This is a genomic window from Flindersiella endophytica, assembly GCF_054779015.1.
This window is the reverse complement of the sequence record NZ_BAAGYY010000036.1, coordinates 262,719-288,115: the sequence shown is the minus strand read 5'-3', so window position 1 is coordinate 288,115 and position 25,397 is coordinate 262,719. Positions and strand designations below refer to the sequence as shown.

23 protein-coding genes and 1 riboswitch are annotated in these 25,397 nt (G+C 69.8%); of the genes, 13 read left to right on the top strand and 10 right to left on the bottom strand.

Features of this window, described 5'->3' with window-relative positions:
• Positions 1–71: 71 nt before the first annotated feature.
• From ACYVF6_RS39825 to ACYVF6_RS39815, 3 genes are all read left to right on the top strand, one after another.
• Positions 72–1,127: an isocitrate/isopropylmalate dehydrogenase family protein gene (locus ACYVF6_RS39825; RefSeq protein ID WP_460529863.1), complete on the top strand. Its 1,056-nt coding sequence runs from the start codon at positions 72–74 to the stop codon at positions 1,125–1,127.
• A 104-nt stretch (positions 1,128–1,231) separates the two neighbouring features.
• Positions 1,232–2,704 carry an NAD-dependent succinate-semialdehyde dehydrogenase gene (locus tag ACYVF6_RS39820; RefSeq protein WP_460529860.1) on the top strand — a complete coding sequence of 491 codons (1,473 nt, stop codon included), beginning with the start codon at positions 1,232–1,234 and terminating at the stop codon, positions 2,702–2,704.
• A gap of 44 nt (positions 2,705–2,748) precedes the next feature.
• Positions 2,749–3,219, top strand: coding sequence for a GNAT family N-acetyltransferase (locus tag ACYVF6_RS39815; RefSeq protein ID WP_460529857.1), 471 nt, complete (start codon positions 2,749–2,751; stop codon positions 3,217–3,219).
• On the opposite strand, the gene fdhD is transcribed toward ACYVF6_RS39815, so the two are convergent.
• The 6 genes from fdhD to ACYVF6_RS39785 all read right to left on the bottom strand — a co-directional run bounded on the left by fdhD (position 3,198) and on the right by ACYVF6_RS39785 (position 10,581).
• Positions 3,198–4,040 (bottom strand): formate dehydrogenase accessory sulfurtransferase FdhD, encoded by an 843-nt coding sequence (gene fdhD, locus ACYVF6_RS39810; protein ID WP_460529854.1) that lies wholly within the window; start codon positions 4,038–4,040, stop codon positions 3,198–3,200. The genes ACYVF6_RS39815 and fdhD overlap by 22 nt on opposite strands.
• A gap of 48 nt (positions 4,041–4,088) precedes the next feature.
• A complete protein-coding gene (locus ACYVF6_RS39805; RefSeq protein WP_460529851.1) occupies positions 4,089–5,462 on the bottom strand; it encodes a phenylacetate--CoA ligase family protein in 1,374 nt (457 codons plus the stop codon).
• The gene (locus ACYVF6_RS39800; protein ID WP_460529848.1) at positions 5,459–6,085 is read right to left on the bottom strand and encodes a TetR/AcrR family transcriptional regulator; all 627 of its coding nucleotides are present in this window, start codon (positions 6,083–6,085) and stop codon (positions 5,459–5,461) included. Before ACYVF6_RS39800 ends, ACYVF6_RS39805 begins: the two co-directional genes overlap by 4 nt.
• Before the next feature lie 57 nt (positions 6,086–6,142).
• Positions 6,143–8,935, bottom strand: coding sequence for an ATP-binding protein (locus ACYVF6_RS39795; protein WP_460529845.1), 2,793 nt, complete (start codon positions 8,933–8,935; stop codon positions 6,143–6,145).
• Positions 8,932–10,083 carry a metallophosphoesterase family protein gene (locus ACYVF6_RS39790; RefSeq protein ID WP_460529842.1) on the bottom strand — a complete coding sequence of 384 codons (1,152 nt, stop codon included), beginning with the start codon at positions 10,081–10,083 and terminating at the stop codon, positions 8,932–8,934. Before ACYVF6_RS39790 ends, ACYVF6_RS39795 begins: the two co-directional genes overlap by 4 nt.
• A 276-nt stretch (positions 10,084–10,359) precedes the next feature.
• The gene (locus tag ACYVF6_RS39785; protein ID WP_460529839.1) at positions 10,360–10,581 is read right to left on the bottom strand and encodes a hypothetical protein; all 222 of its coding nucleotides are present in this window, start codon (positions 10,579–10,581) and stop codon (positions 10,360–10,362) included.
• Positions 10,582–10,635: 54 nt separating this feature from the next.
• On the opposite strand from ACYVF6_RS39785, the gene ACYVF6_RS39780 reads away from it, so the two are divergent.
• The 4 genes from ACYVF6_RS39780 (at position 10,636) to ACYVF6_RS39765 (ending at position 13,514) form a co-directional block, all read left to right on the top strand.
• Positions 10,636–11,091 carry an HAD family hydrolase gene (locus ACYVF6_RS39780; protein WP_460529836.1) on the top strand — a complete coding sequence of 152 codons (456 nt, stop codon included), beginning with the start codon at positions 10,636–10,638 and terminating at the stop codon, positions 11,089–11,091.
• A gap of 90 nt (positions 11,092–11,181) precedes the next feature.
• Positions 11,182–11,357, top strand: a riboswitch (cyclic di-AMP (ydaO/yuaA leader).
• A gap of 111 nt (positions 11,358–11,468) precedes the next feature.
• Positions 11,469–12,035 carry a transglycosylase family protein gene (locus tag ACYVF6_RS39775; protein ID WP_460529833.1) on the top strand — a complete coding sequence of 189 codons (567 nt, stop codon included), beginning with the start codon at positions 11,469–11,471 and terminating at the stop codon, positions 12,033–12,035.
• Positions 12,036–12,207: 172 nt separating this feature from the next.
• On the top strand, positions 12,208–12,813 hold the full coding sequence (gene sigK / locus ACYVF6_RS39770) for a sigma-70 family RNA polymerase sigma factor (RefSeq protein WP_460529830.1): 606 nt from the start codon (positions 12,208–12,210) through the stop codon (positions 12,811–12,813).
• A complete protein-coding gene (locus ACYVF6_RS39765; RefSeq protein ID WP_460529827.1) occupies positions 12,810–13,514 on the top strand; it encodes an anti-sigma factor in 705 nt (234 codons plus the stop codon). The genes sigK and ACYVF6_RS39765 overlap by 4 nt, the downstream gene beginning before the upstream one ends.
• A 36-nt stretch (positions 13,515–13,550) precedes the next feature.
• Here the strand turns inward: ACYVF6_RS39765 and ACYVF6_RS39760 are convergent, their stop codons facing one another.
• On the bottom strand, positions 13,551–14,525 hold the full coding sequence (locus ACYVF6_RS39760; protein ID WP_460529824.1) for an MDR/zinc-dependent alcohol dehydrogenase-like family protein: 975 nt from the start codon (positions 14,523–14,525) through the stop codon (positions 13,551–13,553).
• A gap of 117 nt (positions 14,526–14,642) precedes the next feature.
• Here ACYVF6_RS39760 and ACYVF6_RS39755 point away from each other — a divergent pair, with 117 nt between their 5' ends.
• Both ACYVF6_RS39755 and ACYVF6_RS39750 read left to right on the top strand, forming a co-directional pair.
• Entirely contained in the window at positions 14,643–16,154 is a 1,512-nt protein-coding gene (locus ACYVF6_RS39755) for a TldD/PmbA family protein (protein WP_460529821.1), read from the top strand.
• Positions 16,151–17,542, top strand: a complete 1,392-nt coding sequence (locus tag ACYVF6_RS39750) for a metallopeptidase TldD-related protein (protein WP_460529818.1) — start codon at positions 16,151–16,153, stop codon at positions 17,540–17,542. The genes ACYVF6_RS39755 and ACYVF6_RS39750 overlap by 4 nt, the downstream gene beginning before the upstream one ends.
• Here ACYVF6_RS39750 and ACYVF6_RS39745 read toward each other — a convergent pair.
• On the bottom strand, positions 17,526–18,989 hold the full coding sequence (locus ACYVF6_RS39745; RefSeq protein WP_460529815.1) for an FAD-dependent oxidoreductase: 1,464 nt from the start codon (positions 18,987–18,989) through the stop codon (positions 17,526–17,528). The two genes, ACYVF6_RS39750 and ACYVF6_RS39745, sit on opposite strands and share 17 nt — an antisense overlap.
• 70 nt (positions 18,990–19,059) lie before the next feature.
• On the opposite strand from ACYVF6_RS39745, the gene ACYVF6_RS39740 reads away from it, so the two are divergent.
• Together ACYVF6_RS39740 and ACYVF6_RS39735 are read left to right on the top strand one after the other, a co-directional pair.
• Complete coding sequence (locus tag ACYVF6_RS39740; RefSeq protein ID WP_460529812.1) at positions 19,060–19,701, top strand: TetR family transcriptional regulator; 642 nt, start codon at positions 19,060–19,062, stop codon at positions 19,699–19,701.
• Positions 19,702–19,726: 25 nt separating this feature from the next.
• Positions 19,727–21,769, top strand: coding sequence for a S9 family peptidase (locus ACYVF6_RS39735; RefSeq protein WP_460529809.1), 2,043 nt, complete (start codon positions 19,727–19,729; stop codon positions 21,767–21,769).
• Positions 21,770–21,884: 115 nt separating this feature from the next.
• Here ACYVF6_RS39735 and ACYVF6_RS39730 read toward each other — a convergent pair whose 3' ends face one another.
• Together ACYVF6_RS39730 and metK are read right to left on the bottom strand one after the other, a co-directional pair.
• Positions 21,885–22,550, bottom strand: coding sequence for an HAD family hydrolase (locus tag ACYVF6_RS39730; RefSeq protein WP_460529806.1), 666 nt, complete (start codon positions 22,548–22,550; stop codon positions 21,885–21,887).
• A 71-nt stretch (positions 22,551–22,621) separates the two neighbouring features.
• Positions 22,622–23,818 (bottom strand): methionine adenosyltransferase, encoded by a 1,197-nt coding sequence (gene metK / locus ACYVF6_RS39725; RefSeq protein ID WP_460529803.1) that lies wholly within the window; start codon positions 23,816–23,818, stop codon positions 22,622–22,624.
• 161 nt (positions 23,819–23,979) lie between these two features.
• On the opposite strand from metK, the gene ACYVF6_RS39720 reads away from it, so the two are divergent.
• Both ACYVF6_RS39720 and ACYVF6_RS39715 read left to right on the top strand, forming a co-directional pair.
• On the top strand, positions 23,980–24,777 hold the full coding sequence (locus ACYVF6_RS39720; protein ID WP_460529800.1) for a class I SAM-dependent methyltransferase: 798 nt from the start codon (positions 23,980–23,982) through the stop codon (positions 24,775–24,777).
• Positions 24,774–25,391: an endonuclease/exonuclease/phosphatase family protein gene (locus tag ACYVF6_RS39715; RefSeq protein WP_460530509.1), complete on the top strand. Its 618-nt coding sequence runs from the start codon at positions 24,774–24,776 to the stop codon at positions 25,389–25,391. Before ACYVF6_RS39720 ends, ACYVF6_RS39715 begins: the two co-directional genes overlap by 4 nt.
• Positions 25,392–25,397: the final 6 nt, after the last annotated feature.

Below are 25,397 nucleotides of genomic sequence, written 5' to 3'. Positions count from 1 at the left end.
CCGGACGCATCCCCGCCACGTAGCGGACCGGGGCCGAGCACGGCGGCACCCGGCGTGGCAGCGTAGAAGGCATGACAACTCATCGGATCGCTGTCATCCCGGGCGATGGCATCGGCGTCGAAGTGACCGAGCAGGCGTGCCGGGTCGTGGACGCCGCCGCCAAACGTTTCGGCTTCCAGGCCGAGTGGTCGAGCTTCGACTGGAGCTGTGAGCGTTACCAGCAGACCGGCTCGATGATGCCGGCCGACGGCCTCGACCAGCTCCGCCCGTTCGACGCGATCCTGCTCGGCGCCGTCGGCTACCCCGGCGTTCCCGACCACGTTTCGCTGTGGGGCTTGCTGATTCCGATCCGCCGGACGTTCCAGCAGTACGTCAACGTCCGCCCCACCCGCCTCCTCCCCGGTGTCCGATCCCCGCTGGCCGACCGCTCGCCGGACGAGCTGCGGATGACCGTCGTACGTGAGAACGCCGAGGGCGAGTACTCCAACGTGGGTGGCCGTCAGGGCGTCGGCGATCACGAGATGGCCTTGCAGACCGCGGTTTTCACCCGGCACGGCATCGAGCGGGTGGTCCGCTACGCGTTCGAGCTCGCCAGGAAGACCGGCGAGCCGGTCACCTCGGCCACCAAGTCCAACGGCATCGTGCACACCATGCCGTTCTGGGACGAGGTCTTCTGGTCGGTGGCGGCGGACTACCCGGACGTCGTCTCCGAGCAGTGCCTGGCCGACGCGCTGGCCGCCCGCATGGTGATGGCGCCCGACCGGGTCGGAATCGTCGTGGCGTCCAACCTGTTCGGCGACCTGCTGAGCGATCTGTCCGCGGCGGTGGCCGGCGGGCTTGGGATCGCTCCCGCGGCCAACCTCAACCCCGAACGCGAGTACCCCTCGATGTTCGAGGCCGTGCACGGCTCCGCGCCGGACATCGCGGGCCAGGGCATCGCGAACCCGGTCGCGCAGATCCTGACCGCCGCGATGATGCTCGACCATCTCGGCGAGACCGAGGCCGCCCGCGCGGTGGAGACGGCGGTCGACTCCGCCGCCCAGGATCCGGCCAACCGGACGCCCGACCTCGGCGGTACCGCGTCCACGGCGAGCGCCACCGACGCCATCATCGCCGCTCTCCCCTAGACCACGGTTGCTCGGTCATTTCGCAGGTGCCAGGCAGATTTGCCAGGGGTAGGCCTAAAAGACCGAGCAACCGTGGTCATTGTCGCCGTTACTAAGGTGGAGGCATGGTGTCCGCAGAGCGCGAACGAGCGATCGTCGAGGCCGCACCGAAACAGCTCTTCATAGCCGGCCAGTGGCGTCCCGCCGAGTCCACGAGCACGTATCCGGTCGAGGATCCCTCCACGGGCGAGGTCCTGTGCGAAGTGGCCGACGCCTCCCCCGCCGACGGGCTGGCCGCCCTCGACGCGGCGGCTTCGGCCCAGGCCGGGTGGGCGCAGCACCCACCGCGGGGACGCAGCGAGATCCTGCGGCGCACCCACGAGCTGCTGCTCGAGCGCCAGGAAGACCTCGCGCTGCTGATGACGCTCGAGATGGGCAAGCCGCTGGCCGAGGCCCGCGGCGAGATCGCGTACGCCGCGGAGTTCTTCCGGTGGTTCAGCGAGGAGGCCGTCCGGATCGACGGCGGCTACATGGCCTCGCCCGACGGCCGCAGCCGCTTTCTGGTGATGAAGCAGCCGGTGGGTCCGTCAGTGCTGATCACGCCGTGGAACTTCCCGATGGCGATGGGCGGGCGCAAGATCGCGCCGGCGCTCGCGGCCGGGTGCACGGTCGTCGCGAAGCCGGCTCCGCAGACCCCGCTGTGCATGCTGGCGCTCGCGGACATCCTGCGCGCGGCCGGCCTGCCCGAGGGCGTGGTCAACGTCATCCCCACCACCCGCGCCGGCGAGGTGATCGAGCCGCTGCTGACCGACCCACGTACCCGCAAGCTGTCGTTCACAGGCTCCACGGCCGTGGGGCGGATCCTGCTGGCGCAGGCCGCTTCCCAGGTGCTGAAGGTCTCGCTGGAGCTCGGCGGCAACGCGCCGTTCGTGGTGTTCGACGACGCCAACCTCGACGCGGCGGTCGACGGCGCGATGCTGGCGAAGATGCGCAACATCGGCGAGGCGTGCACGGCGGCCAACCGGTTCTACGTGCAGTCCGGCGTGGCGGAGGCCTTCTCCGAGAAGCTCGCCGCGCGGATGGGCGAGCTCAAGCTCGGCCGCGGTGTCGACGACGGCGTCTCCGTCGGCCCGCTGATCGACGCGGGTGCGGTGAGCAAGGTCTCCGAGCTGGTCGACGACGCGCTGCGGCGCGGCGCCCACACGGTGCTGGCCGGCGGACCGGTCGACGGCGACGGTTACTTCTACGCGCCGACCGTGCTGAGCGGCGTACCCGCCGGGGCGCGGATGGCGAGCGAGGAGATCTTCGGCCCGGTGGCACCGATCTCGGTGTTCGAGACCGAGGCGCAGGCGCTCGCCCTGGCCAACGCGACGGAGTACGGCCTGGTGTCGTACGTCTTCACCCAGGACGTCGACCGCGCGCTGCGGCTGGCCGAGGGCATCGAGAGCGGCATGGTCGGCATCAACTCCGGCTTCGTGTCCAACCCAGCCGCGCCCTTCGGGGGTGTCAAGCAGTCCGGGCTGGGGCGCGAGGGTGGCAGGATCGGCATCGACGAGTTCCTGGAGACCAAGTACGTAGGAATCGCGGTGCCTCAGTGACAGAAACGGCCGAGCCGGGTGAGCCGGAAGTCAACCTGCACAGGGTGAAACTGCAGCACAAACCGGTGCTGGCCAACCTCATCCAGTTCTATCGCTACGACTTCTCAGAGATCCGTTCGCTGGAGTTGACCGCGCACGGGACCTACCCCTATCTCTGGCTCGACAACTACTTCACCGAGGCCGGCCGCTATCCGTTCTTCATCTGGGACGGCGAAAAGCTGGCGGGGTTCGCGTTGATGCGGCGCATCGACGGGGTCAACCACCTGTCGGAGTTCTTCGTGCTGAAGGCGCATCGCCGGCGCGGGATCGGGCGGCTGGCTGCGACGCGGCTGTTCCGGAAGTATCCGGGCGACTGGTCGCTGGAGATGGACCACAACAACGACGGCGCGCGGAAGTTCTGGCCGCAGGTGGTGGAGTCGGTGTGCGAGGGGCCGGTGAAGCGCACCGAGCAGTACCCTCCGCGGGTCGACCACGCCAGCACGATGCTGGAGTTTCACATCCCGCCGACGCGCTGAGGCGCGGTGTAGACCACGAACCGCTCGTCGCGCAGGAAGCCGACCAGCGTCAGCCCGAAGCGCTTGGCCAGGTCGACCGCGATGCTGGACGGTGCGCCGACCGCCGCGACGAACGGGATGCCGGCGGCCAGCGCCTTCTGGCAGATCTCGTAGCCGGCGCGACCGGAGACCAGCAGCAGGTGGTCCCGCAGCGGCGTGTGGCCGGCCAGCATCGACCAGCCAATGACCTTGTCGACGGCGTTGTGCCGGCCGATGTCCTCGCGTACGCAGACCGCGGTGCCGTCGGGCGTGAACAGGCCCGAGGCGTGCAGGCCGCCCGTACGGTCGAAGACGTTCTGCGCCTCGCGGAGCTGGTCCGGCAGCGCGCACAGCACGTCCTTGCTCACCACCGGTCCATCGGCGACGGGTGAGCAACCACGCAGTTCGAGCTCGTCGAGGCTCTCCTTGCCGCACACGCCGCAGGCCGCGGTGGCGGCACCGTAGCGCTTGGCCGGCTCGTACGCCGGCGGGCCGGCGAGGTCGACGGTGACGATGTTGTAGAGCTGCTCGGCGTCCGGGCAGTAGCGGATCCGCACCACCTGGTCGGCGGACTCCACCAGACCCTCGCTGTGCAGGAAGCCGGCGGCCAGCTCGAAGTCGGCGCCGGGCGTGCGCATCGTCACCACGACCGAACGCGGCTCGCGCCCCGGCCAGCCGATCCGGATCTCCATCGGCTCCTCGGTGGCCACCGTGTCGTCGCGGTAGCGGGACTGCTCGCCGTTGACCTCGCGCACCCTCACCCGGACGCTGGTGCCGGGGCGCGACGGTTGGGTGCGCTGCATGCGTTCCATTGTGCGCCCGTCCACCCGAGACCGGCGAGCGGAGCGGCGTCAGGACTTGGCGAGCGGGATGACCCGGCGGAACTTGCCACCGGACGTCTGCTCCGGAAGTTCGTCGGCGAACTCGACCGACACCTGGCCGGCCTTGTGCTCGGTGAGCAGCCGGCCGATCTCGCCGTGGACTGCTTGCCATACGCCGTCGCGGTTGGCGCCGTCGGTCACCCGCAGTCGTACGCGCAGCGTCGCCGGATCGGTCTGGACGACCTGGAACTGCCCGACACCGGGAACCTTGTCCAGCAGCGTGCCGAAGTGCATCGGCGACAGGGTGACGGACTCACCGGCCGGCGTGGGGAAGTCGAGCAGGTCGACCGCCCGCCCCTGGACCCGGACCGCCGGGAAGATGCTGCCGCAGGGACAGGGATCGGGGCGGACCAGCACGCTGTCGCCGAGGTTGTAGCGAAGGTACGGCTGCACCTGGTTGACGAGGTTGCTGAGCAGAACCGTGTGCGACAGCTCGCCTGCCGGGACCGGCTGGAAGTCGGCGTCGACCGGCTCGAGCACGACCCAGTCAGTGCTGACGTGGTACCAGCCCTCCGAGCAGCCGATGCCGAGATAGCCGCACTCGGTCGCGGCGTACGCGGCACGGACCTTCGCGCCGAACACCGATGCGAGCCGCTCACGGTCGCCGATCGTGCTGGTCTCGCCGCCTGGGATGACGAGGGCGGGCTTGATGTGCAGGCGGCCGGCCTCCTGCTCGTTGGCCAGCAGGAGGAGCATGCCGAGGAAACCGCTGAGCACAGCGGGGTTGAACCGGTTGAGCCCCTCGACCATCTCCGGCAACGGCTGATCGATCGAGAACAGCCGCATCATCTTGCCGAGGTGCGGATGGTCGCGTTGGAACCGGGCGGTCCCCGCGACGCTGTAGAAGTGGCCGCCGGGTGCGGTGACGATCGCGGTCCGGCCGGCGTGCGTGGCCATGCGGAGGATCTCCTGGAGTCCGAGCAGGCCGCCGGCGCGTGAGCCGAGCGCGGCCTCGATGCTCGTGCTCCGCTCGTCCAGGATGTAGAGGCCACGCAGGCCGCTGGTGCCGGACGAGGTGGCGACGAGGTACTTGCCGAGGAAACGATCGCCCACGTTGGACGGGTCGGCGACGAACGCCTCGACCTTCTCCCGCGTGATCTCCGGATCGGTCACCCAGTCGTCGAAGCGCGCCATCAGCTGCTGCTTGTCGGTGACCGGGAGCAGCCTCGGGTCGTCGAGGCTGTCCGGCAGACGGTGGTAGAGCTCGCGATAGTACGGCGAGCCGGCCCTGGCGTGGGCCACAGCCTCGGCGAAGTGTTCTCGTTGCGCCAGGGCGATCCCCTCGCGCCCGCCCTGCAGGGCGCGCTTGGACTCGCGGGCGAACCGCTGTCCGATCGATGTCATGGCCGGATTCCTTCCCCGTTGTTTGTGAAGCCGCGGGTGGCGATCTCGAGTGCACGGTCGGCGGCTTCCCACAGCTCCTTCTGCGAGCGGCCGAGCTGAACGCTGGTCAGGCTGGCCTGCTGGATCGCGCCCATCACCGCGCCGGTCATCGCCGCCGCGTCGATCGGACCCAGTTCGCCGGGGAACGCGTTCGCGAGTTCGCCGGCGATCCGCTGCTGGATCTCCAGCTGCAGGTAGAGGCCCTTGGCCTGCAGAGCGGGTGTGCTCATCGTGAGCCGGGAGATCGCCGACAACTCCCCGGCGTCCCTGGCCGGAACCCTGGTCCGGCGAAGCGCGGCGAACGCCCGGACCGAGCGCCGTAGCACCTCGCCCGGGCTTTCGTCCGGCCGGCGGTCGGCGATCGTTTCGAACAGCACGTCGAAGTCGCTTCCGAAGTCGGTGAACAGGACCTCGTCCTTGCTCCCGAAGTAGTTGAAGAACGTCTTGGGGTCGACATCAGCGGCAGCGGCGATCTGAGTGACGGTGGTCTGCTCGTAGCCCTGCTCCTCGAAGAGCCGGACGGCGGCCAGCACGATCCGCTGCCTGGTCTCCTGCTTCTTGCGTTCCCGTCGTGAGTCGGTCACGAGCTCAAGCTACATCAGGCGTAATGTTCCAGCAACGGGAAATTTCTATGTTGTGGACTACAGTCTGACGGTCGTCGCTCGCGGAATGTGGGCGTAGCGGTCGGGCATCGAGGTCAGCACGATCACCTGGCCGGTTGCTCCTGCCCGGTCGAGCAGCCCGCCCATCGCCCGGAGCCGGCCGGGGTCGGACCAGCCGAGCGCGTCGTCGAGTACGACGGGGACGCCGGTGCCGTCGGCCGCGGTCAGGCCGGCGATCGCCAGCCGGACCAGCGTCGCCAGCTGTTCGCGGGCCCCCACCGACAGCGACTCCACCGGCAGCGCCACGCCGTCGACGATCCGTGTGACGACCTCGAGGTCGTCGCCGAGCTGGACGTCGAACGTCGGGCCGTGCAGCGCCCGGCCGAGGTTCTGGATGCGCTCGCGCAACGGCGCGGAGTAGCGGCGGCGGGCCTCGGCGCGGTGCTTGGCCAGTGTCTCGCGCAGCAACCTGGCGGCGGCTGCCCGCCGGTCGAGCAGGTCGGCCTGGCGTTCGGCGTGCGCGAAGTCGGCCTTCGCCTTCTCCAGCGTGGTGGCCAGACCCTGCTTGCCGGCCTGGTCGAGTGCGCCCTCGAGCCGGTGCAGCTCGCCCTGCAGCGACTCGATCTGGCCCGCCAGCCGGTCGCGTACGAGAGTGGCGTCCTCGAGCTCCTGATGGATCTCTCCGGCGCCGCTCTCGGCGACCTCCTCGGTGGCGGCCGCGAGGTCTTCACCGATCTGGCCGGCGTGCTGCTCGGCGATCTCGACGGCTTCGGCCAGCGCCTCGTCGGGCCTGGCCTCGCGCGCGGAAGCCAGGGCGCTGGCGAGGTCGTCGCGGTGCTCGGTCTCCTGTTCCGAACGGACGCGGGCCGCGGCCATGCCGCTGCTGGCGCCTTCGTAACCCTTGCGGGCCAGCGCTTCGGCGTGCTCGACCTCGGTGAGCTTGGTGGCCGAGGCGTTCTCGGCGGAACGTGCCTCGGCCAGCGCGTCGCGTACGGCGTCGAGCGTCATGAGGTCTTCGGGGTCGGCTTCCTCCGCGCCGGCTGCCAAGGTCGGAGGCCGGGCCGGAACGTCGACATCGAACAAGAACGCGTCCTGGTCGTCGGCGGGCTCTTCGCGCTTGGCACGCCGGGCCGCGGCTGTCTTCTTCTTCGTCCGTGACTTGCGACCACCGTCGGGCGCCGGCTCCGAAGGTGTGACCGGCCCGCCCGCGGCCGCGATCCGCGCCGTGAGTACCGCCTCACGTTGCTGGAGCTCCTCGACCGTCGTGCCGTCGAGCCGCCTGGTCAGCGTCTCCTCCGCCACCAAGCGGGCCCGCTCGGCGACCTGGCGATCGCGCGCCGCCTGCCGGACCGCCGCGATGTCGGGCTGGCCGAGCTCGTCGAGCAACGACGCTTCGGAACGTTCGGCCTCCTCGAGCGCTGCTGTGAGCCTGCCGATGCCCTCGCCCGGATGGACGGTCACCGAGAGGACGCCGTCGACGGCCAGCTCGGTGGGACGCTCGGCGATCACCTCGAAGTCGTCGTCGGTGCGCGGCGTGGAGTCGACGAGGACCGATGACTCCCCCAGCCGTCGCACGCGCAGCCGGGGAGCGCCGGCACTCAACGCGGCCCGCGCCGTGAGGACGTCGCGGTGCAGCCGCTCGGCCAGATCGGCGACGTCGGGGTCGACGCGGTTGCCGGCCAGGATCGCCGTCGCCTTGCGTTCCTCCTGCTGGGCCGACTGGACCGCGGCCAGCCGCTGGGTCAGCTCGGCCAGATCGGCCTCGTCGCGCAGCCGGGACATCCGGGCATCGAGCCCGGCCACGCGTTCCCGCGCGGCCGCGTGCTTGTCGCGAGCCTTGGCCAGCGCCTCGGCACAACCGGTGAGCTCGGCCTCGGCGGTACGTAAGGTCTCGGCGGCGACCTTGGCGGCTTCGGTGGCCTCGACCACACCCTGCTCGCGACGCGCCAGGTCGGCTGACAGCGCCTCCCGGCGTTGGAGCTCGCCGCGGGCGGCGGTCAGGCGTTCGGTTGCCAGCGTGTGCTCGTGGCGCAGCCGCTCGACCCTGGTCAGCAGTTCGTCGGCGGCGCGCCGGCGTTGCTGCAAGGCGGCGACGACCTTGGCCTGGTCCTTGGCCAGCGCCGTGAGCCGGCCGCGCTCGAGCACGAGGCTCTCGGCACGGCTGACGTCGTGCTCGACCTGGGCCACGGCGGCGTTGGCGGCATCGACCAGCTCCCTGGCCTCGTCCTTGCGCCGCAACGCCTCGGAGTAGGTGCCGGTGGGCCGGCCGCCGGGTGTGAAGTAGCGGAGGAACTCCTTCTCGACCGCCTCGACGATCGGTGCCGACTCGCCGTGGTCGACCGCGCCGCCGGCCTGGCCGTCGAGCGCGGTGAGCACGGCGGTCACCGCACCGGGTGCGGGCATTGCGAGGCTGTCTTCCTGCCCGACGACCAGTGCGCTCCACAGCGTCTCGTCGACCTCGGCACGGAACAGCCGGCCGGCCTGGTCGTGGGCCTCGCGACCGATGAACGTCTCGGCGCCGGTGGCCGACGTCACCTGCAGCTCGGTGAGCCGCTGCCGGAACCAGCGCTTGCGGTAGACGATCTCGCGCGCGCCCAGCGAGAACGCGGCCTCGACCTCGGTGGACACGTCGCGGCCGGCGGGCTGGACCGCGCGTATGCGGATGTGCTTGGAGTCGTCGGGGAACTCCAGCAGCAGTGTGAACGCCTCGAGCAGGCTGGACTTGCCGGTCTCGTTGTCACCGACGACCACCGTGACGCCGGTGTCGCCGAACTCGACGACCCGTTCGCTCACGCCGCGAAAGTCGTGCATGCGCAGCCGATGCAGCTTCACGCGGCACCTCCCGCCAGCCGGTGGAGCAGGGCCAGCGCGTCGGCGGCGACGCCGTCTCCTTCCCCGGTCGCCAGTCGCAGCTCGTCGAGCGCGGCCCGGGCCGGGCCGCTGACCGAGAGGCTGTCGAGAGCCTCGTCGTCGGGGAGCACTTGGAGCGACCAGCGCTTGTGCCTGCGCTGGATCGCGGCGAAGAGCTCGGAGTGAGCGTCGAGCAGCATCTCCAGCCGGGTCAGGCCGGCGACGGAGAGCGTGCCGCTGACGCCGAGCCGGACGACGGTGCGGGCCTTGTCGGGCAGGTCGCCGAGCCACTCCTCGAGCTGGTCGAGCGCGGCGTCGCCGTCGACCTCGATGAGGCGCTCGATCAGGTGCCAAGTGCCGACCTGGACGGGTGTGACCTCGCAGTCGTCGGCGGACAGGTCGACGAGCAGCACCTTGCCCGGGTCGGTCTCCTCGGGACGGGTGGGCTCGGACGTGCCGGAGTACCAGATCCGGCCGGTGGTGCCGACGTCGTTGACCGAGTGGTGGTCGCCGAGTGCGGCGAAGTGGATCCGGCGGTCGGAGAGCGCGGCTTCGAGCGCGGCGAGCTCGATGTGGGCGATGGTGGGGTTTTCCGGCGCCACGATGTCGACCTGACCGTGGCCGACCGCGACCCGCAGCACGCCGTCCGGCGCGGGCTCGAGCTGCGCGAGCTCGGCCATTGGATCGGAGTATGGACGGCGGGAGCGCCACGGGAAGCCGACCACTTCGACGCCCTTCACCGGTGTGCGGGGCGTGGTGTCGGTCAGGGTCTCCACGTGGTCCGGCAGATGCGCGGCGAGGATCGGGCTGGTCCACACCGAGCCGGGCTCGAGCGAGTCGTGGTTGCCGGGCAGGAGGTAGACCGGGCACTGGATCGTCTTCAGCGCCTCGCACGCGCGAAGAACGATGTGGCGGTCGACCTGGTTGGCGTCGAACACGTCGCCCGCCACCACGACGAACGCGGCACCGGCCTCGGCCGCGACCCGGCCGATGCGATCGATCGCGTCGATGCGGGCCTGGCCGTAGCGTGCCTGGGCCTCCGGTCCGAGGAACGCCCGGACCATGCCCAACTGCCAGTCGGCCGAGTGCACGAACGTGACCCTCGACCGCGGAGCGGACATGTCAGCCATGGTCGTGTCTCCTAGAGAGGGCCGGTCAAGCTCGTGGCGCAGCCGCGCCGCGCTGCCGCGGGCCGACGCTCGTGTCGGGCATACTCGCGAGGTTCGCGGTGCCGGCAGCGCGGATGCGGGGCGTCGCGAGTCAGGCGATATCTAGGAGACTCGGCCATAGTGCTCTGCACGGTAGCGAAAGGCACCGACAACGCTCACGCTGCCACGCCGCGCAGGCCCGATCCCGTCCGAACAAAGGTTCGTCACGCGGATGCCGTCGCCGTCATGAGAAGCCGGCTACCAGTCGAAGCCGATCCGCCACTCGCTCCGCGCGACCGCGGCGTACACCTCGCCGGGATCGGGCTCGCGGCCGATCGCTTCGACGATGGCGGCACGCCGTCCCACCTTGGCCGTCAGACCAGGTCTCCGCTCCACCTCTCCGACGAGCTCGAACCGGCCGTCGCCGACCTGCCGTAGAACAACGTACGTAGGTCTCGGCGGCACCCGTTTCTCGGCCACGGTGACCACTCCTCTCGACATCTGACATCAGGTCGGGGGCGCTAGATTCGTTGGATGGACTCAGCGATCGCGGTCGTGGACATCGATGGCGTGCTCGCCGACGCCCGGCACCGGCAGCACCACGTCCAGGTCTATCCGAAGAACTGGGACGCATTCTTCCGCGCCGCGCCCTACGACGAGCCGCTGGCCGAGGGCTTCGCCGTCGTTCGCGAGCTGGCTGCCCGTTACGAGATCGTCTATCTCTCGGGCCGGCCGGAGCGCATCCGCGAGGCCACGCAGCGCTGGCTCACCAAGCACGAGGCGCCAGAGGGCCGGTTGGTGCTGCGCCGCGACCACGATCGGCGTCCGGCCAGTGTCATGAAGCTCGCCACCCTGCGCAAGCTGGCGAAACAACAGCCGGTAGCCGTCGTCGTCGATGACGAACCCGCTGTTTGCGATGCTTACGAAACAGCGGGATTTCAGACATTTCGCGCGACCTGGGCAAATCTGGATGATGCTCGCCCCACTTGATAACGGGGTGATCACGCCCTAGTCTCTGACGGGTCGCGCAAAACCAGTGCGATTACGGCCCGCTTCGCCGAACCCCGCCCGGCGGTGTCGTATCTACTAGCAACGAAAGGGCGGAGACGGAGGACCCACTAGTTGGACTTTCTATTGGTCCAATTGGGGTGAAGTCACGCTGTGTTGTTTTGGGGCGACCACGACACCGCAGTGGGCCGGGCATTCCTCTCGCCCGAACCCGTCAGCTAACTCCGCAGGCGATGAGAGGCGGGTTCAGCGTGCCCTATAAAGGCAAACATCGCGGCTCAAGTCGATCACACAATGCGGCAAAGCAAATTACGACGACTGCTGCCATCAGCAGTATCGCCGCGGTTCCGATGGTCGCGATGAGCACTCCCGCAGACGCCGCCAGCCTTTCCACTTGGGAAAAGCTGGCCAACTGCGAGAGCAGCGGTAACTGGCACATCAATACTGGGAATGGGTTTTACGGCGGTTTGCAATTCACCGCGTCGACCTGGCGTGCGTACGGCGGCGGGAAATACGCCTCGCGTGCGGACCTGGCAACCAAATCGCAGCAAATCGCGATTGCCGAGAAAGTACTCGACGGACAGGGCTGGCAGGCTTGGCCGGCTTGTTCGTCAAGGCTCGGCCTGGGTTCCGACGACAAGGGCGGCAACCCTGGTACCACGCCGGAAAAGCAGAGCAGCGATCGGAGCCGTGCGAAAAAACAGGCGTCGCGCGACACCGACCGTTCCACGACCACGACCCCCAAGTCCGAGCGAGTCGCCGCTCCGGGCGCTTCGTACACGGTCGAGGCCGGGGACACGCTGTCCGAGATCGCGGCGGACCAGCATGTGAAGGGCGGCTGGCAGACGCTGGCGCGGCTCAACCGCAGCGTCGTGGGTGAGAACCCCGATCTGATCTTCCCAGGTGAGAAGCTCCGCTTGCGCTGACCCACAGGCTCCACAGACCACGGTGCCCCGCGTCCATCCCCCCTGCGCGGGGTACCGTGCTGTGTCCGGACGCGGTTGCCCGCGCGGAAGTGACCGATCCGTGACCCATCCACCGGCCGCGTGGCTTCGAATATCTCAGTGAACGTCTACGGGTCAATCTAAGGTGAGCACCGTGACCAGCGAGCCCACACCCCTGCGGCGACGTGGCGGAGACGCGCCCGGGCCGACCCCTGAGGAGCTGTTTTCCAGGGTTGCGCGTGGTGACGAAGCCGCCTTCGAGGCGCTGTACGACCGGCTGTCCACGCCGGTCTTCGGCCTGGTGCGCCGGGTCCTGCGTAATCCCGCACAGGCCGAGGAGGTGACGCAGGAGGTCTTCGTCGAACTGTGGCGTACCGCCACCAGATTCGACGCGAAGCAGGGATCGGCGACCACATGGGCGCTGACGCTGGCGCACCGCAGGGCCGTCGACCGGGTACGCAAGGAGCAGACCAGCAGCGACCGGGAAAGACGCGCGGCCGCGCAGGCCGCTGAGACCGCGTACGACGAGACTGTCGAGCAGGTGACGACGGCGCTCGAACAGCAGCAGGTACGCCGATGTCTCGGCACGCTGACCGAGCTGCAGCGGGAGGCGGTGACGTTGGCGTACTACGCCGGATACACCTACCGTGAAGTCGCCGAGTTGCTCGGCGCCAGCCTGCCGACCGTCAAGACCCGCATGCGCGACGGCCTGATCAGGCTGCGTGACTGTCTGGCCGTACAGATCGGGGTGTCGGGATGAGTGGCGACCTGCACTCGCTGGCCGGTCCGTACGCCCTCGACGCGCTCACGGACCAGGAGCGAGCTCGATTCGAGTCGCACCTGGTCGTGTGCTCGGCCTGCCGCGCCGAAGTCGCCGAGTTCCGCGCGACCGCGGCTCGGATGGGCGCCGCTGTGGCGCAGGCACCGCCGCCGGGGTTGAAGGCGCGGGTGTTGGCCGAGGTCGCGCAGACCAGGCAACTTCCACCTCCGGTGCCGAGCCGCGCGCCAGAGCTGCGCAGGCCCCGACGTCGTCAGTTCCTGCTCGCGGCCGCCGCGGCCGGGATCCTCGGCGCCGGCGGAGTCGCGGCGTGGGTCGTGCGCCGCACGTCCCAGAACCGCGACGAGCTGCTGGCGATCCTGGCCGAGCCCGACTCGGTCACGTCGAAGTCCCCCGTCTCGGGCGGCGGGCAGATCACCGTGGTCTCGTCCAAGCGCAAGGACGCGGCGGTGATCATCCTGGAAGGCGTACCGGCCCCACCGGCCGACCGGACGCACCAGCTGTGGTTGATCAGCGGCAAGACGGCCGCCTCCGCCGGCACGGTCGAGGTGGCGGAGGACCCCAAGGACGTCATCCTCGACCGCGGCGTCGCAGCGGCCGACACCGTAGGCCTCACCATCGAACCCACCGGCGGCTCCGACCAACCCACCACCGACCCGATCGCGGGCGTACCGCTGCGCTGATCGCGCGTTGTGGTCTTCTCGACGACGAGAAGCCCGCTACGGAATGAGCAGGGTCTTGCCGACGGCTCGGCGGGCTTCGATGGTGGCGTGGGCGGCGGCCGCGTCCTCCAACGGGAAGGTCTGCCCGATCGTCGGGCGGAGCCGGCCGGCGGCGGTGGCGGCCAGCGCCTCTCCCACCAGTTCCCGCACGTACGCCGGCTCCCGAAGCTGCGGACCGCCCACCGACAGCAGGGACAGCCCGTGCCCCGCCAGTTCGGCCGCCTCGATCTGGACGGGCGAGCCGCTGGCGTAGCCGTAGACCACCTGCCGCCCGCTCCCCTCGGCCAGCAGCTCGAACGCGGCCCGGCCGATCGCACCGCCGACGCCGTCGAAGACCACGTCGATGCCGAGGCCACCGGTCGCGTCGAATACGGACTCGATCCAGTCCGGCATGGAGTAGTCGACCGCCGAGGCACCGAGCGACGACACCAGCTCGCCCTTCCGCGCTCCCCCGGCCGCGCCGACCACCACCCCGGCGCCCGCGGCCAACGCCAGTTGTACGACCAGGCTGCCCAGGCCACCAGCCGCCGCCAGTACGAGGACACGTTCGCCGGCGACGAGGCGGACCCGCCTCAGCAGCTCCACCGCCGTCCGCCCGGACGTCATCACCGCCACCGCCTCGCGGACGCCCAGCCCCGCCGGCACGGGTACGACCAGACCCGCGGGTGCCACCGCCAGCTCGGCATACCCACCGAAACCGCCGAGTCCGGCCACCACCGTCTGCCCCACCAGCGCGGGCGACACGTCCGGCCCCACCTCGACCACCGTTCCGCCGACCTCGTTGCCGGGCACGAACGGTGGACGCGGCGACGACGTCGGCCCGTCGTCGGCCCGGATCAGGGTGTCGATGAAGTTCACCCCGGCCGCCGCCACCCGGACCAGCACCTGCTCCGGCCCGACGGACGGCGTGGCCACCGAGCCGGCCACCAGCACCGAAGGCGGCCCGAAGCGAGTCACCCGCACAGCGCGCATGTGTCTGTCCTTCCCACCCTCGCAACCAGAGTTCCCTCCGGAACCGGCCAGTTCGATCCCACCTGCCGCCGTATTTTCGCGTTCGTGCCGCCCGAACCGGCGGGTAGGCTCTGCGACGTGCCGCAAGCGATCGATTCCGAATTCCTGGCGCTACCGCTGCGTACCCTCGCCGATGCCGCGATCACCAAAGCCCGCGACCTCGGCGCCGAGCACGCAGACTTCCGGTTGGAGCGCATCCAGTCCCAGAACGTCCGCCTCCGCGACGCCGTTCTCGACGGTTCCGTCGACGGTGAGCAGACCGGCTTCGCCGTCCGCGTGATCTACAACGGCTCGTGGGGTTTCGCGGCCAGTGTGATCCTCACGCCCGCCGAGGCCGTCCGCGTCGCCGAGCAGGCCGTCGCCGTCGCGCGGGTGGCCGCGGCCATCACCGCCGAACGCATCGAGCTGGCCGACGAGCCGATCTATCCCGACCAGACCTGGATCTCGTCGTACGACATCGACCCGTTCAGCATCCCCGTGACCGACAAGGTCGACCTGCTGGCCGACCGCAGCCGCCGCCTGCTTGCCGCCGACGCCGTGGCGCACGCCTCGGCCGTGCTGCAGCAGGTCCGGGAGCACAAGTTCTACGCCGACAGCCACGGCACGGTCACCACCCAGCAGCGCGTCCGCCTGCAGTCGACGCTCGAGGCGTTCGCCACCGACCCCGAGACCGGCCGGATCGACTCGATGCGCACGATCGCGGCGCCGGTCGGGCGCGGCTGGGAGTACGTCGCCGGCAACGACGTCTGGAACTGGGACGCCGAGATCGCGGAGCTCCCCGACCTGCTCGCGCAGAAGCTGAAGGCACCAAGCGTCGAGGCCGGCACCTACGACCTCGTGGTCCACCCCTCCAACCTCTGGCTGACGATCCACGAGTCGATCGGCCACGCCACCGAGCTCGATCGCGCGCTCGGTTACGAAGCCAACTACGCCGGCACGTCGTTCGCCACACCCGACAAGCTCGGCACCCTGCAGTACGGCTCCGGCGTCATGCAGGTCACCGGCGACCGCACCGTCGAGCACGGCCTGTCGAGCATCGGGTACGACGACGAGGGCGTCGCCACCAAGGAGTGGGACATCGTGAAGGACGGCGTGCTGGTCGGCTACCAGCTCGACCGCCGGATCGCGAAGCTCTACGGCTACGACCGTTCCAACGGCTGCGCGTTCGCCGACTCCCCCGGCCACGTGCCGATCCAGCGGATGGCCAACGTCTCGTTGCAGCCGGCCGAGAACGGCCCGTCCACCGAGGATCTGATCGGCGGCGTCGAGCGCGGCATCTACGTCATCGGCGACCGTTCCTGGTCGATCGACATGCAGCGCTACAACTTCCAGTTCACTGGGCAGCGGTTCTTCGCAATCGAGAACGGCAAGCTGGCCGGCCAGTTGCGCGACGTCGCCTACCAGGCCACGACCACCGACTTCTGGGGCTCGATGGAGGCCGTCGGGGGTCCACAGACCTGGGTGCTCGGCGGCGCGTTCAACTGCGGCAAGGCCCAGCCGGGCCAGGTCGCGCCGGTGAGCCACGGTTGCCCGTCCGCGCTGTTTCGCGGAATCCGCATTCTCAACACCACGCAGGAGTCTGGCCGGTGAGCGAACTCAGCCTTCAGGACACCGTCGAACGTGCCCTCACCCGTTCCAAGGCGGACGGCGTCGTCGTGATCGCCGAGGAGACCTCGAGCGCCAACCTGCGCTGGGCCAACAACACGTTGACGACCAACGGCGTGATGTCCAACCGCGCGCTCACGGTGATCGCCACGGTCAAGGGCGGCACGGGCGTGTCCAGCGGCGTGGTCTCGCGCAACGCGGTCACAGCCGACGAGATCGACGCGGTCGTACGTTCGGCCGAGGAGGCCGCCCAGGCCAACGACCCCGCCGAGGACGCCCGCCCCCTGGTCGAGCCCGGTGACAGCTCCGCCGACTGGGACGACGCGCCGGCCGCCACCTCGATCGAGGTGTTCGACCGTTTCGCACCCGCGCTCGGTGACGCGTTCGGGCTGGCTCGCAGCGCCGGCTCGAAGCTCTACGGCTACGTCGAGCACGAGATGACCACCACCTATCTCGGCTCCTCGACAGGCTTGCGGCTGCGGCACGTCCAGCCGTCGGGCTTCGCGTCGATGACCGGCAAGTCGCCCGACCTGTCGCGTTCGGCCTGGGTCGGACAGGCCACCCGCGACTTCGCCGACGTCGACGCGACCGCGCTGACCGAGGAGCTCGGCCGCCGGCTGGCCTGGGCGGCGCGCAAGGTCGACCTGCCGGCCGGCCGCTACGAAACGATCCTGCCGCCCACCGCCGTCGCCGACCTGCTGATCTACGCCTACTGGACGATGTCGGCACGCGACGCCAACGACGGCAAGAACGTCTATTCCAAGCCCGGCGGCGGCACCCGCGTCGGCGAGCGGTTGTCCCCCGTCGCGCTCGACCTGCGTTCGGATCCGGCCTACCCCGGGCTGGAGTGCCCGCCGTTCGTACTCGCGCACACCTCGGGATCGATGCAGAGCGTCTTCGACAACGGCCTGCCCGTCGAAGGCACCAACTGGATCTCCGACGGAACGCTCACTTCGCTGGTCTCGTCGCGGCACACGGCCGAGCAGGCCGGGCTGCCGCCGACACCGTTCGTCGACAACCTCGTGCTGGACGTGCCGGGCTCGTCGGCGTCGCTCGACGATCTGATCGCCTCGACCGAACGCGGGCTGCTGCTGACCTGCCTGTGGTACATCCGCGCGGTCGACCCGCAGACGCTGCTGCTGACCGGCCTCACCCGCGACGGCGTCTACCTCGTCGAGGGTGGCGAGGTCGTGGGCGAGGTCAACAACTTCCGGTTCAACGAGAGCCCGGTCGACCTGCTGGGCCGGATCTCCGAGGCCACCACGACCGGTCCGGCGTTCTCGCGGGAGTGGGGCGACTACTTCCCGCGAGTGGCGATGCCGGCGGTGCGAGTGCCCGACTTCAACATGTCGAGCGTCAGCCAGGCGAACTGATGCGCTTGAGGTAGTTCTGGACGGCCTGCGGGTCATCGGTCACGATGCCGATGTGCCCGTCGGGCCGGACCAGGACCAGCCTGCGCTCATCCGGGCCGAGTCCGTACGCCGCCCGGATCTGCGGACCGGTCACCTGAGTGGCGGGCGCGTCGAGGTCCCAGTCGTCGCCGAAGGCAAGCAGGGTGGCGTGCGGGCCGCGGAACACGTCGAACAACCGCCGGCCGTCCCCCAGTACCCCGTCGGGCGCCCGGTCGCCGGCCCGTACCGCGCCCGGAGCCACGGTGTGCGAAGGACGGTCGTCGATCGCCAGCGGGCCGCCGCGGTAGGTCAGGTCGAGCTGGTCGGTCTCCTTGCCGCGCTTCAGGCCCTTGGTGCTGCGGGTTCCCTGCAGATAGGTGGTCGAGACGCCGAGCACCCAGGCGGCGATCGGCAGCCGTTCGGCCTCGTAGGTGTCCAGCAGCTCGGCCGGAGCCCCGTCGAGCACCGCGGCGAGCCTCCAGCCGAGGTTGTACGCGTCGCCCACGCCGGTGTTCAGTCCCTGCCCGCCGGCCGGTGAGTGCACGTGCGCGGCGTCGCCGGCCAGGAAGACCCGGCCGACGCGGTACCTGTCGACCATCCGGACGTTGACCCGGTAGATCGACGACCAGACCAGCTCGGTGATCCGGATTCCCTTGCGATGGCTGCGTTCGGTGAGCACACGCTGGAAGGTCTCCGGCGTCAGCTCCGGGGTTTCGCCCGGTTCGATCGGCGCGGTCAGCTGGAACAGGCCGGTGCCCGGCAGCGGGCACAGCGCCACCCCGAACTTGTTGCGGCGCAGCGGATTGATCCAGACGTTCCAGTGCGACTTGTCCAGGCCCTCGATGCGGACGTCGGCGAGCAGCATGCGCTGTTCCTCGTGGGTCTCGCCCTCGAACCCGACGCCGAGCAGCTTGCGGATCGGGCTGCGCCCACCGTCGGCCGCGACCACATATGTCGCGCGGACCTCCTCGCGTGCGCCATCGCGGTCGAGGGTGACGGTCACGCCGGACTCGTCCTGCACGAGGTCGACCAGCTCGGCGCCCCACTCCACGTGGCCGCCCAGCTCGCCGAGCCGTTCGCGCAGGATCTCCTCGGTCCGGAACTGCGGCACCATCAGGATGTTCGGGTACGGCACGTCCGCGGTCGGCTCGACGTGCCGGTGCATCCTGCTCTGGAAGAACGGCACCGGACCCACGCTCATCCGGATCGGCGGGTAGTCACCACCAGCGGCCAGGAGGTCGCCGACCACGCCGAGGTCGTCGAACACCTCGAGGCTGCGCGGCTGGATCCCTTTGCCGCGGATGCCGTTCGATGGCGTTCCGGCCTTCTCGACGACGGTGACCGGCACGCCCCGGCGAGCCAGGTCGACCGCGAGCGTGAGCCCGGTCGGGCCGGCGCCCGCGATCAGAACCGGAAGCTGTGCGTTCATAAGATCCTCCCCTTAACGTTGTTAAATTGAACATCGTTAAGCTAGCTCGAACACTGTTAAGCTGTCAAGCGTGCCGCTGACCAGAGAACACATCGTCCGGACCGCGCTCCGGGTGCTGAACGACGTCGGTCTGGACGGGCTCAGCCTGCGGACGCTCGCCAAGGAGTTGGACGTGAAGGCGCCCGCGCTCTACTGGCACTTCAAGAGCAAGGGCGACCTGATCGACGAGATGGCCACGACGATCATGCGCGACCTCTGGAGCTCGCCGTTGGACGATCTGCCCTGGGACGAATGGGTCGCGGTGAGCGCGCGGCGGCTGCGGGCCGGGCTGCTGGCCTACCGCGACGGCGCCAAGATGTTCGCCGGCACCTACCTCACCGACGAGTCGCTGTTCGGTGCGATGGAGGAGAGCCTGCGGCGGCTCACCGCCGCGGGCTTCACGTTGCGCGACGCCGTGCAGGGCTACGCCACGATCTACTCGTACACGATCGGCTTCACGATCGAGGAGCAGGGCGTGACGCCCGTGGCCGGCGAGCAGGACGAGCGTTACGAGCTCGAGAACCGCGACGAGCGGATCGACCCGCAGCGGTATCCGCTGGCGCTGGCGGCGGGCCGGGAGGTCTTCGGCGGCTGGGACGAGCGCTTCGCCTATGGCATCGAGCTGATCCTTGTCGGCTTTCGGCGAAAGCTCGACACGGAGCCCGTCGGCTGAGGGTGCCGCCAGGTAGGGTCGGGCCATGCCGACGCCACCCCGTCCTAAGCAAGATCTCACCGTCCGCGTCAAGCACGGCGACGAACGTCCCGACGAATACGCCTGGCTGCGTGACGACGAGCGCAAGAACCCCGAGATCCGCGCCCACCTCGAAGCCGAGAACGCCTATGTCGAAGCCGTCCTGGCCGACCAGGAGGGCTTGCGCACGGAGCTGTTCGAGGAGTTCAAGTCGCGGATCCAGGAGACCGACGAGGACGTCCCCTACCCCGACGGCTCGTGGGAGTACTACACGCGAACCGTCGAGGGCCAGCAGTACGCCATCTACTGCCGCAAGCCGCGCGGCGGTGGCGACGAGCAGGTGCTGCTCGACTGCAACCAGGTGGCCGAAGGCACCGAATACTTCGCGCTCGGCGCTTACTCCGTCTCCCCCAGCGCCAACCTGCTCGCGTACTCCTCCGACACCAACGGCAGCGAGGAGTTCACGCTGCGGGTGAAAGACCTCCGCACCGGTGAGCTGCTCTCCGACGAGATCGCGCCGACCGGCTACGGCGCGGTGTGGTCGGCCGACGAGGACTACCTCTTCTACACCACGTTGGACGCGGCGCACCGGCCCTACAAGCTGTGGCGGCACCGGCTCGGCACGCCCGCGTCCGACGACGTGCTGATCTACACCGAGGAGGACGAGGCGTTCTTCCTCGGCGTCGGGCGCAGCCGGTCGCGCGAGTGGCTGGTGATGCAGCTCTACGCCACGGAGTCCTCAGAGGTGCGGGTGCTGCGCACGTCGGACCCGACGGGTGAGTGGCAGATGGTGGCGGAGCGGCGGCCCGGCATCGAGTACGGCCTCGACCACCACGGCGACCGGTTCCTGATCGTCACCAACGACCAGGGGCCTGACTTCCGGGTCGCGCAGGCGCCGGTCTCGTCGCCTGGGCCGGAGAACTGGACCGACTTCATCCCGCACCAGGCCGGCGTCCGGATCGTCGACATCGACGCGTTCCAGGACCACCTGGTGCTGGCTTATCGCGCCGAGGGGCGCACCGAGCTCGACCTGATCGACGTGGCGACCGAGAAGCGCACCCGGCTGGAGTTCGACGAGCCGATCTTCTCGGTGGGGCTCGGCGTCAACCGCGAATACTCCACGCAGGTGCTGCGGATCGGCTACACCTCGCTGACCACGCCGTCGTCGACGATCGACATCGATCTGGTCTCCGGCGAGCGGACGCTGCGCAAGCAGCAGCCGGTGCTCAACGTCGACCTGTCGCGCTACCACTCCGCGCGGGAGTGGGCGGTCGCGCCCGACGGCACCCGTGTGCCGATCTCGCTGGTGTGGAAGGACGAACGCCAGGACGAGGCGCCGATGCTGCTCTACGGCTACGGCTCCTACGAGCACTCGATCGACCCCTACTTCTCGACGTTCCGGCTGTCGCTGCTCGACCGCGGCGTGACGTTCGCGATCGCCCACATCCGGGGCGGTGGCGAGATGGGCCGGGCGTGGTACGACAACGGCAAGAAGCTGCAGAAGAACAACACGTTCCTCGACTTCGTGGCGTGCGCCGACCACCTGGTGCGCACCGGCTGGACCCGGCGCGACGCGCTGGCGATCCGGGGTGGCTCGGCCGGTGGGCTCCTGATCGGCGCTGTGCTCAACCACCGCCCCAACCTCTGCGCCGCGGCGATCGCCGAGGTCCCGTTCGTCGACGCTCTGACCACGATCCTCGACCCGTCGCTCCCGCTGACCGTCCGCGAGTGGGACGAGTGGGGCAACCCGATCGAAGACCCCGAGGTCTACGCCGTGATGCGTTCGTACGCGCCGTACGACAACGTCCGCTCGGCCGCCTACCCCGCGATCTACGCCACGGCAGGCCTCAACGACCCTCGCGTGTCCTACTGGGAGCCCGCCAAGTGGGTCGCCAGGTTGCGCGACCGCTCCACCGGCGGCGGCCCGATCCTGCTCAAGACCGAGCTCGGCGCCGGCCACGGCGGCCCCTCCGGCCGCTACGACGCGTGGAAGGACGAGGCGCAGGTCCAGGCCTTCCTCCTGACCGCCGTCGGTGCCGCGAAAGGTTGACGGCCCCATCGCTGTGTCATGCCCCGTGCGCTCAAGGCACGGGGCACGACTTGTGCTGCGTCACGGGTCCGGGCCGGTGTGACAACGAGCTCGGACGCTCGCCGGCTGCGTCGGCTCAGCGCCGCAGCAGTTGCAGAACCGCCTGAAACGACAGCTCTGCGGCGCTGGTGAGGATCAGGTCGGCTGCGGCGAGGTCGGCCGGAGCGATGTACGGGTTCGGAATCGCGACGGTTGCCAGGCCGGCGCCCTGTGCCGCCGCGACGCCGTGCGGCGTGTCCTCGACCGCCACCGCGGCGGCGGACTTGACCTCGAGCCGCCGCAGTGCCAGCTCGTAGACACCCGGATCGGGCTTGTGCCCATCGACCTCGTCGCCGGTCGCGAGGACGTCGAACCATGACAGCGCGCCAACCCGGGACAGGTGCGCCCGCACCCACTCCCGCGGCGAGCTACTCGCGATCGCCAGCCGCAGCCCACGTTCCTGGGCGGCTTGGATCCAGTCGCGCATCCCCGCGCACAGGTCGAGTTCCTCGTGCAGGCGGTCACGGTAGGCGATCCGCCAGGCGCGGCTCGCCGCCAGGTCGAAGCCGGGGCCGACCCGGCTCGCCAGCTGCGTGTAGCGGTGCTCCGTGACGTCCCCGCCATGACCAGGCCAGAACGTCGACAGGTCCAGCTCCAGGCCGTGCCGCGCCCACTCTGCCCGCCAACTCTCGACCATCGTCGACTCGGTGTCCATCAGCAGGCCGTCGAAGTCGAAGATCACCGCCTCGTACGCCACACCCATCGGCCCCACCCCTGTCCGGAAAAGGCGGAGGGCCCCGGAACGTGTCCGGGGCCCTCCAGTGAACAGATACCTCAGGCAGCGCCGGCCGCGGCCCGCAGCGCGTCGGCGCGGTCGGTGCGCTCCCACGGCAGGTCGACGTCGGTGCGGCCGAAGTGGCCGTACGCGGCGGTGTCGGCGTAGATCGGGCGCAGCAGGTCGAGGTCGCGGATGATGGCCGCGGGCCGCAGGTCGAAGACCTGCTCGACCGCCTTCTCGATCTGCTCGAACGGCACGGTCTCGGTGCCCGAGCAGTCGACGTAGAAGCCCACCGGCTGCGCCTTGCCGATCGCGTAGGCGACCTGGCACTCGCAGCGCTTGGCGAGCCCGGCCGCCACGATGTTCTTGGCGACCCAGCGCATGGCGTACGCGGCCGACCGGTCGACCTTCGACGGGTCCTTGCCGGAGAACGCGCCGCCACCGTGGCGGGCGTAGCCGCCGTAGGTGTCGACGATGATCTTCCGGCCGGTCAGGCCGGCGTCACCCATCGGGCCACCGACCTCGAACCGGCCGGTCGGGTTGACGTAGAGCTTGTAGTCGGTGGTGTCGATGTCGTACTCCGCGAGCACCGGCTCCACGACGTGGGTGCGGACGTCAGGCGTCAGCATCGCGTCGAGGTCGATGTTGGCGGCGTGCTGGCTCGACACCACGATCGCGTCGACGCGGACCGGACGGTCGTCGTCGTACTCGATCGTGACCTGGGTCTTGCCGTCGGGACGGAGGTAGGGCAGCGTGCCGTTCTTGCGGACCTCCGACAGCCGGCGCGCCAGCTTGTGGGCCAGCGTGATCGGGAACGGCATCAACTCGGGCGTCTCGTCGCAGGCGTAGCCGAACATCATGCCCTGGTCGCCCGCACCCTGCAGGTCCAGCGGGTCTGCCGAGCCGTCAGCGCGGCCTTCGTACGCGGTGTCGACGCCCTGCGCGATGTCGGGCGACTGGGAGCCGAGGGCAACGCTCACGCCGCAGGATGCGCCGTCGAAGCCCTTGGCCGAGGTGTCGTAGCCGATCTCCAGCACCTTCTGCCGGGCGATCGACGAGATGTCGGCGTACGTGTTGGTGGTGACCTCTCCCGCGACGACGATCAGACCGGTGGTCACCAACGTCTCACACGCGACCCGGGATTTGGGGTCGTCGGTGAGCAGTGCGTCCAGGACGGAGTCACTGATCTGGTCTGCGATCTTGTCCGGGTGGCCCTCGGTGACCGACTCCGAGGTGAACAGTCGACGGGTCACGTGCTTCCTCTCGGTGGGCAACAACGAATAACTGCAGTTGGTGCAATGTGTGCCGCCCAGGTTAACCAGATCCGGCAGGTGATGTGACACCACGGCCAGCTATTGCCCGCAGAGCGAGACGGTGTGTCCACTCCGTGGTCATCGGCTAGTGTCTGAGATTGATGAACGCACAGGGGAATCACCTACGTGAGCAGGCTTTGTCGTTCGGACAGGCCGCCGTACGCTACGACCGGATCCGGCCGACCTATCCGCCCGACGCGTTGCGGTGGGCACTGGAGACAGTGCCGGACGGTTCGACGGTCGTCGACCTCGGCGCCGGCACCGGTCTGCTGACCCGCGTCCTGCTCGGTCTCGGGTACGACGTCGTGCCGGTCGAACCGGACGCCGGCATGCGCGCCCAGCTCGACGCCGCGACGCCCGGCACCGTCTCCCGCGAGGGTTCGGCCGAGGCCCTGCCAGTAGCCGACGGTTCGCTCGACGCTGTCGTCTGTGGTCAGGCGTACCACTGGTTCGACCGCGAGAAAGCCCACCCGGAGCTGGCTCGCGCGATCCGGCCCGGCGGCGTGTTCGCGCCGATCTGGAACCTCCGCGACGAGTCGGCGGCCTGGGTGCGCGAGCTGAGCGTGATCACGCGGCAACGCGCCGACGGAACGCTCTACCGCATCGCGCGAACGACCGAGCCTGGTGGGTCCGGCCGGGCCGACGGCGTTGTATACGACTTCGGACCGGAGTTCGGCGCGGTCGAACGAGCGGAGTTCCGGCACGCCACGACGCACACCGCCGACAGTCTCGTCGAGCTCGTGCGATCGCGGTCGTACTACCTGACGGCGTCCGCGGACGAACAGGCCGCGATCGAGCAGGGGGTGCGCGCGCTGGCGAACGAGCATCCCGACCTGGCGGGCAAGGAGACGTTCGACCTGCCTTACGTCACTGTCACCTACCGCGCCCACCGCCGCTGAGCAGGCCGAACCCGGGCGCCGAGGCCGGTGGCGGTCAGGCCCGCACCCTGCGCGTCGCGTCGTACAACATCCAGGCCGGGGCGGGCTCCGACCACGTCTTCGACCTCGACCGGACGGCCGCCGCGATCAGCGAACTGGAAGCCGATGTGATCGGCCTGCAGGAGGTCGACGTGCACTGGGGTGCCCGCAGCCAGTGCCGCGACACCGCGTCGGTGCTGGGCCGGAAGCTCGGCATGCACGGGTTCTTCGCCCCGATCTACAGCCTCGACCCGATCGAGCCGGGCCGGCCGCGGCGGGAGTTCGGCGTCGCGCTGCTGTCGAAGCACCGCATCCTGGCCCGGCACGGGGAGCAGCAGCAGATCCTGGTCGGCGACTTCAACGCCCGCCCGGACGCGCCCGAGCTGGCTCCGTTGTGGGACCGCCTGCAGGACGCCTGGGCGACCGCGAACGGTCCCGACGGCGGCTTCGGCTATCCGGCCACGACCCCGGACCGCCGCATCGACTACGTGACGGCGACGCGGCAGATCCGGATCGTCTCGGCCGAGGTCGTCGACACCCAGGCGTCCGACCACCGGCCGCTCGTCACCGACCTGCTGCCGCACCCGGGACCGTGACCGCGC

What these genes read in the sequence shown, in the direction of transcription:
- ACYVF6_RS39825 (WP_460529863.1), top strand. Translation starts at nt 72, where the DNA reads ATGACAACTCATCGGATCGCTGTCATCCCGGGCGATGGCATCGGCGTC.
- ACYVF6_RS39820 (WP_460529860.1), top strand. Translation starts at nt 1,232, where the DNA reads ATGGTGTCCGCAGAGCGCGAACGAGCGATCGTCGAGGCCGCACCGAAA.
- fdhD (WP_460529854.1), bottom strand. Translation starts at nt 4,040, where the DNA reads ATGCAGCGCACCCAACCGTCGCGCCCCGGCACCAGCGTCCGGGTGAGG.
- ACYVF6_RS39805 (WP_460529851.1), bottom strand. Translation starts at nt 5,462, where the DNA reads ATGACATCGATCGGACAGCGGTTCGCCCGCGAGTCCAAGCGCGCCCTG.
- ACYVF6_RS39790 (WP_460529842.1), bottom strand. Translation starts at nt 10,083, where the DNA reads ATGGCTGACATGTCCGCTCCGCGGTCGAGGGTCACGTTCGTGCACTCG.
- ACYVF6_RS39780 (WP_460529836.1), top strand. Translation starts at nt 10,636, where the DNA reads ATGGACTCAGCGATCGCGGTCGTGGACATCGATGGCGTGCTCGCCGAC.
- ACYVF6_RS39775 (WP_460529833.1), top strand. Translation starts at nt 11,469, where the DNA reads ATGAGCACTCCCGCAGACGCCGCCAGCCTTTCCACTTGGGAAAAGCTG.
- ACYVF6_RS39765 (WP_460529827.1), top strand. Translation starts at nt 12,810, where the DNA reads ATGAGTGGCGACCTGCACTCGCTGGCCGGTCCGTACGCCCTCGACGCG.
- ACYVF6_RS39760 (WP_460529824.1), bottom strand. Translation starts at nt 14,525, where the DNA reads ATGCGCGCTGTGCGGGTGACTCGCTTCGGGCCGCCTTCGGTGCTGGTG.
- ACYVF6_RS39745 (WP_460529815.1), bottom strand. Translation starts at nt 18,989, where the DNA reads ATGAACGCACAGCTTCCGGTTCTGATCGCGGGCGCCGGCCCGACCGGG.
- ACYVF6_RS39735 (WP_460529809.1), top strand. Translation starts at nt 19,727, where the DNA reads ATGCCGACGCCACCCCGTCCTAAGCAAGATCTCACCGTCCGCGTCAAG.
- ACYVF6_RS39730 (WP_460529806.1), bottom strand. Translation starts at nt 22,550, where the DNA reads ATGGGTGTGGCGTACGAGGCGGTGATCTTCGACTTCGACGGCCTGCTG.
- ACYVF6_RS39720 (WP_460529800.1), top strand. Translation starts at nt 23,980, where the DNA reads ATGAACGCACAGGGGAATCACCTACGTGAGCAGGCTTTGTCGTTCGGA.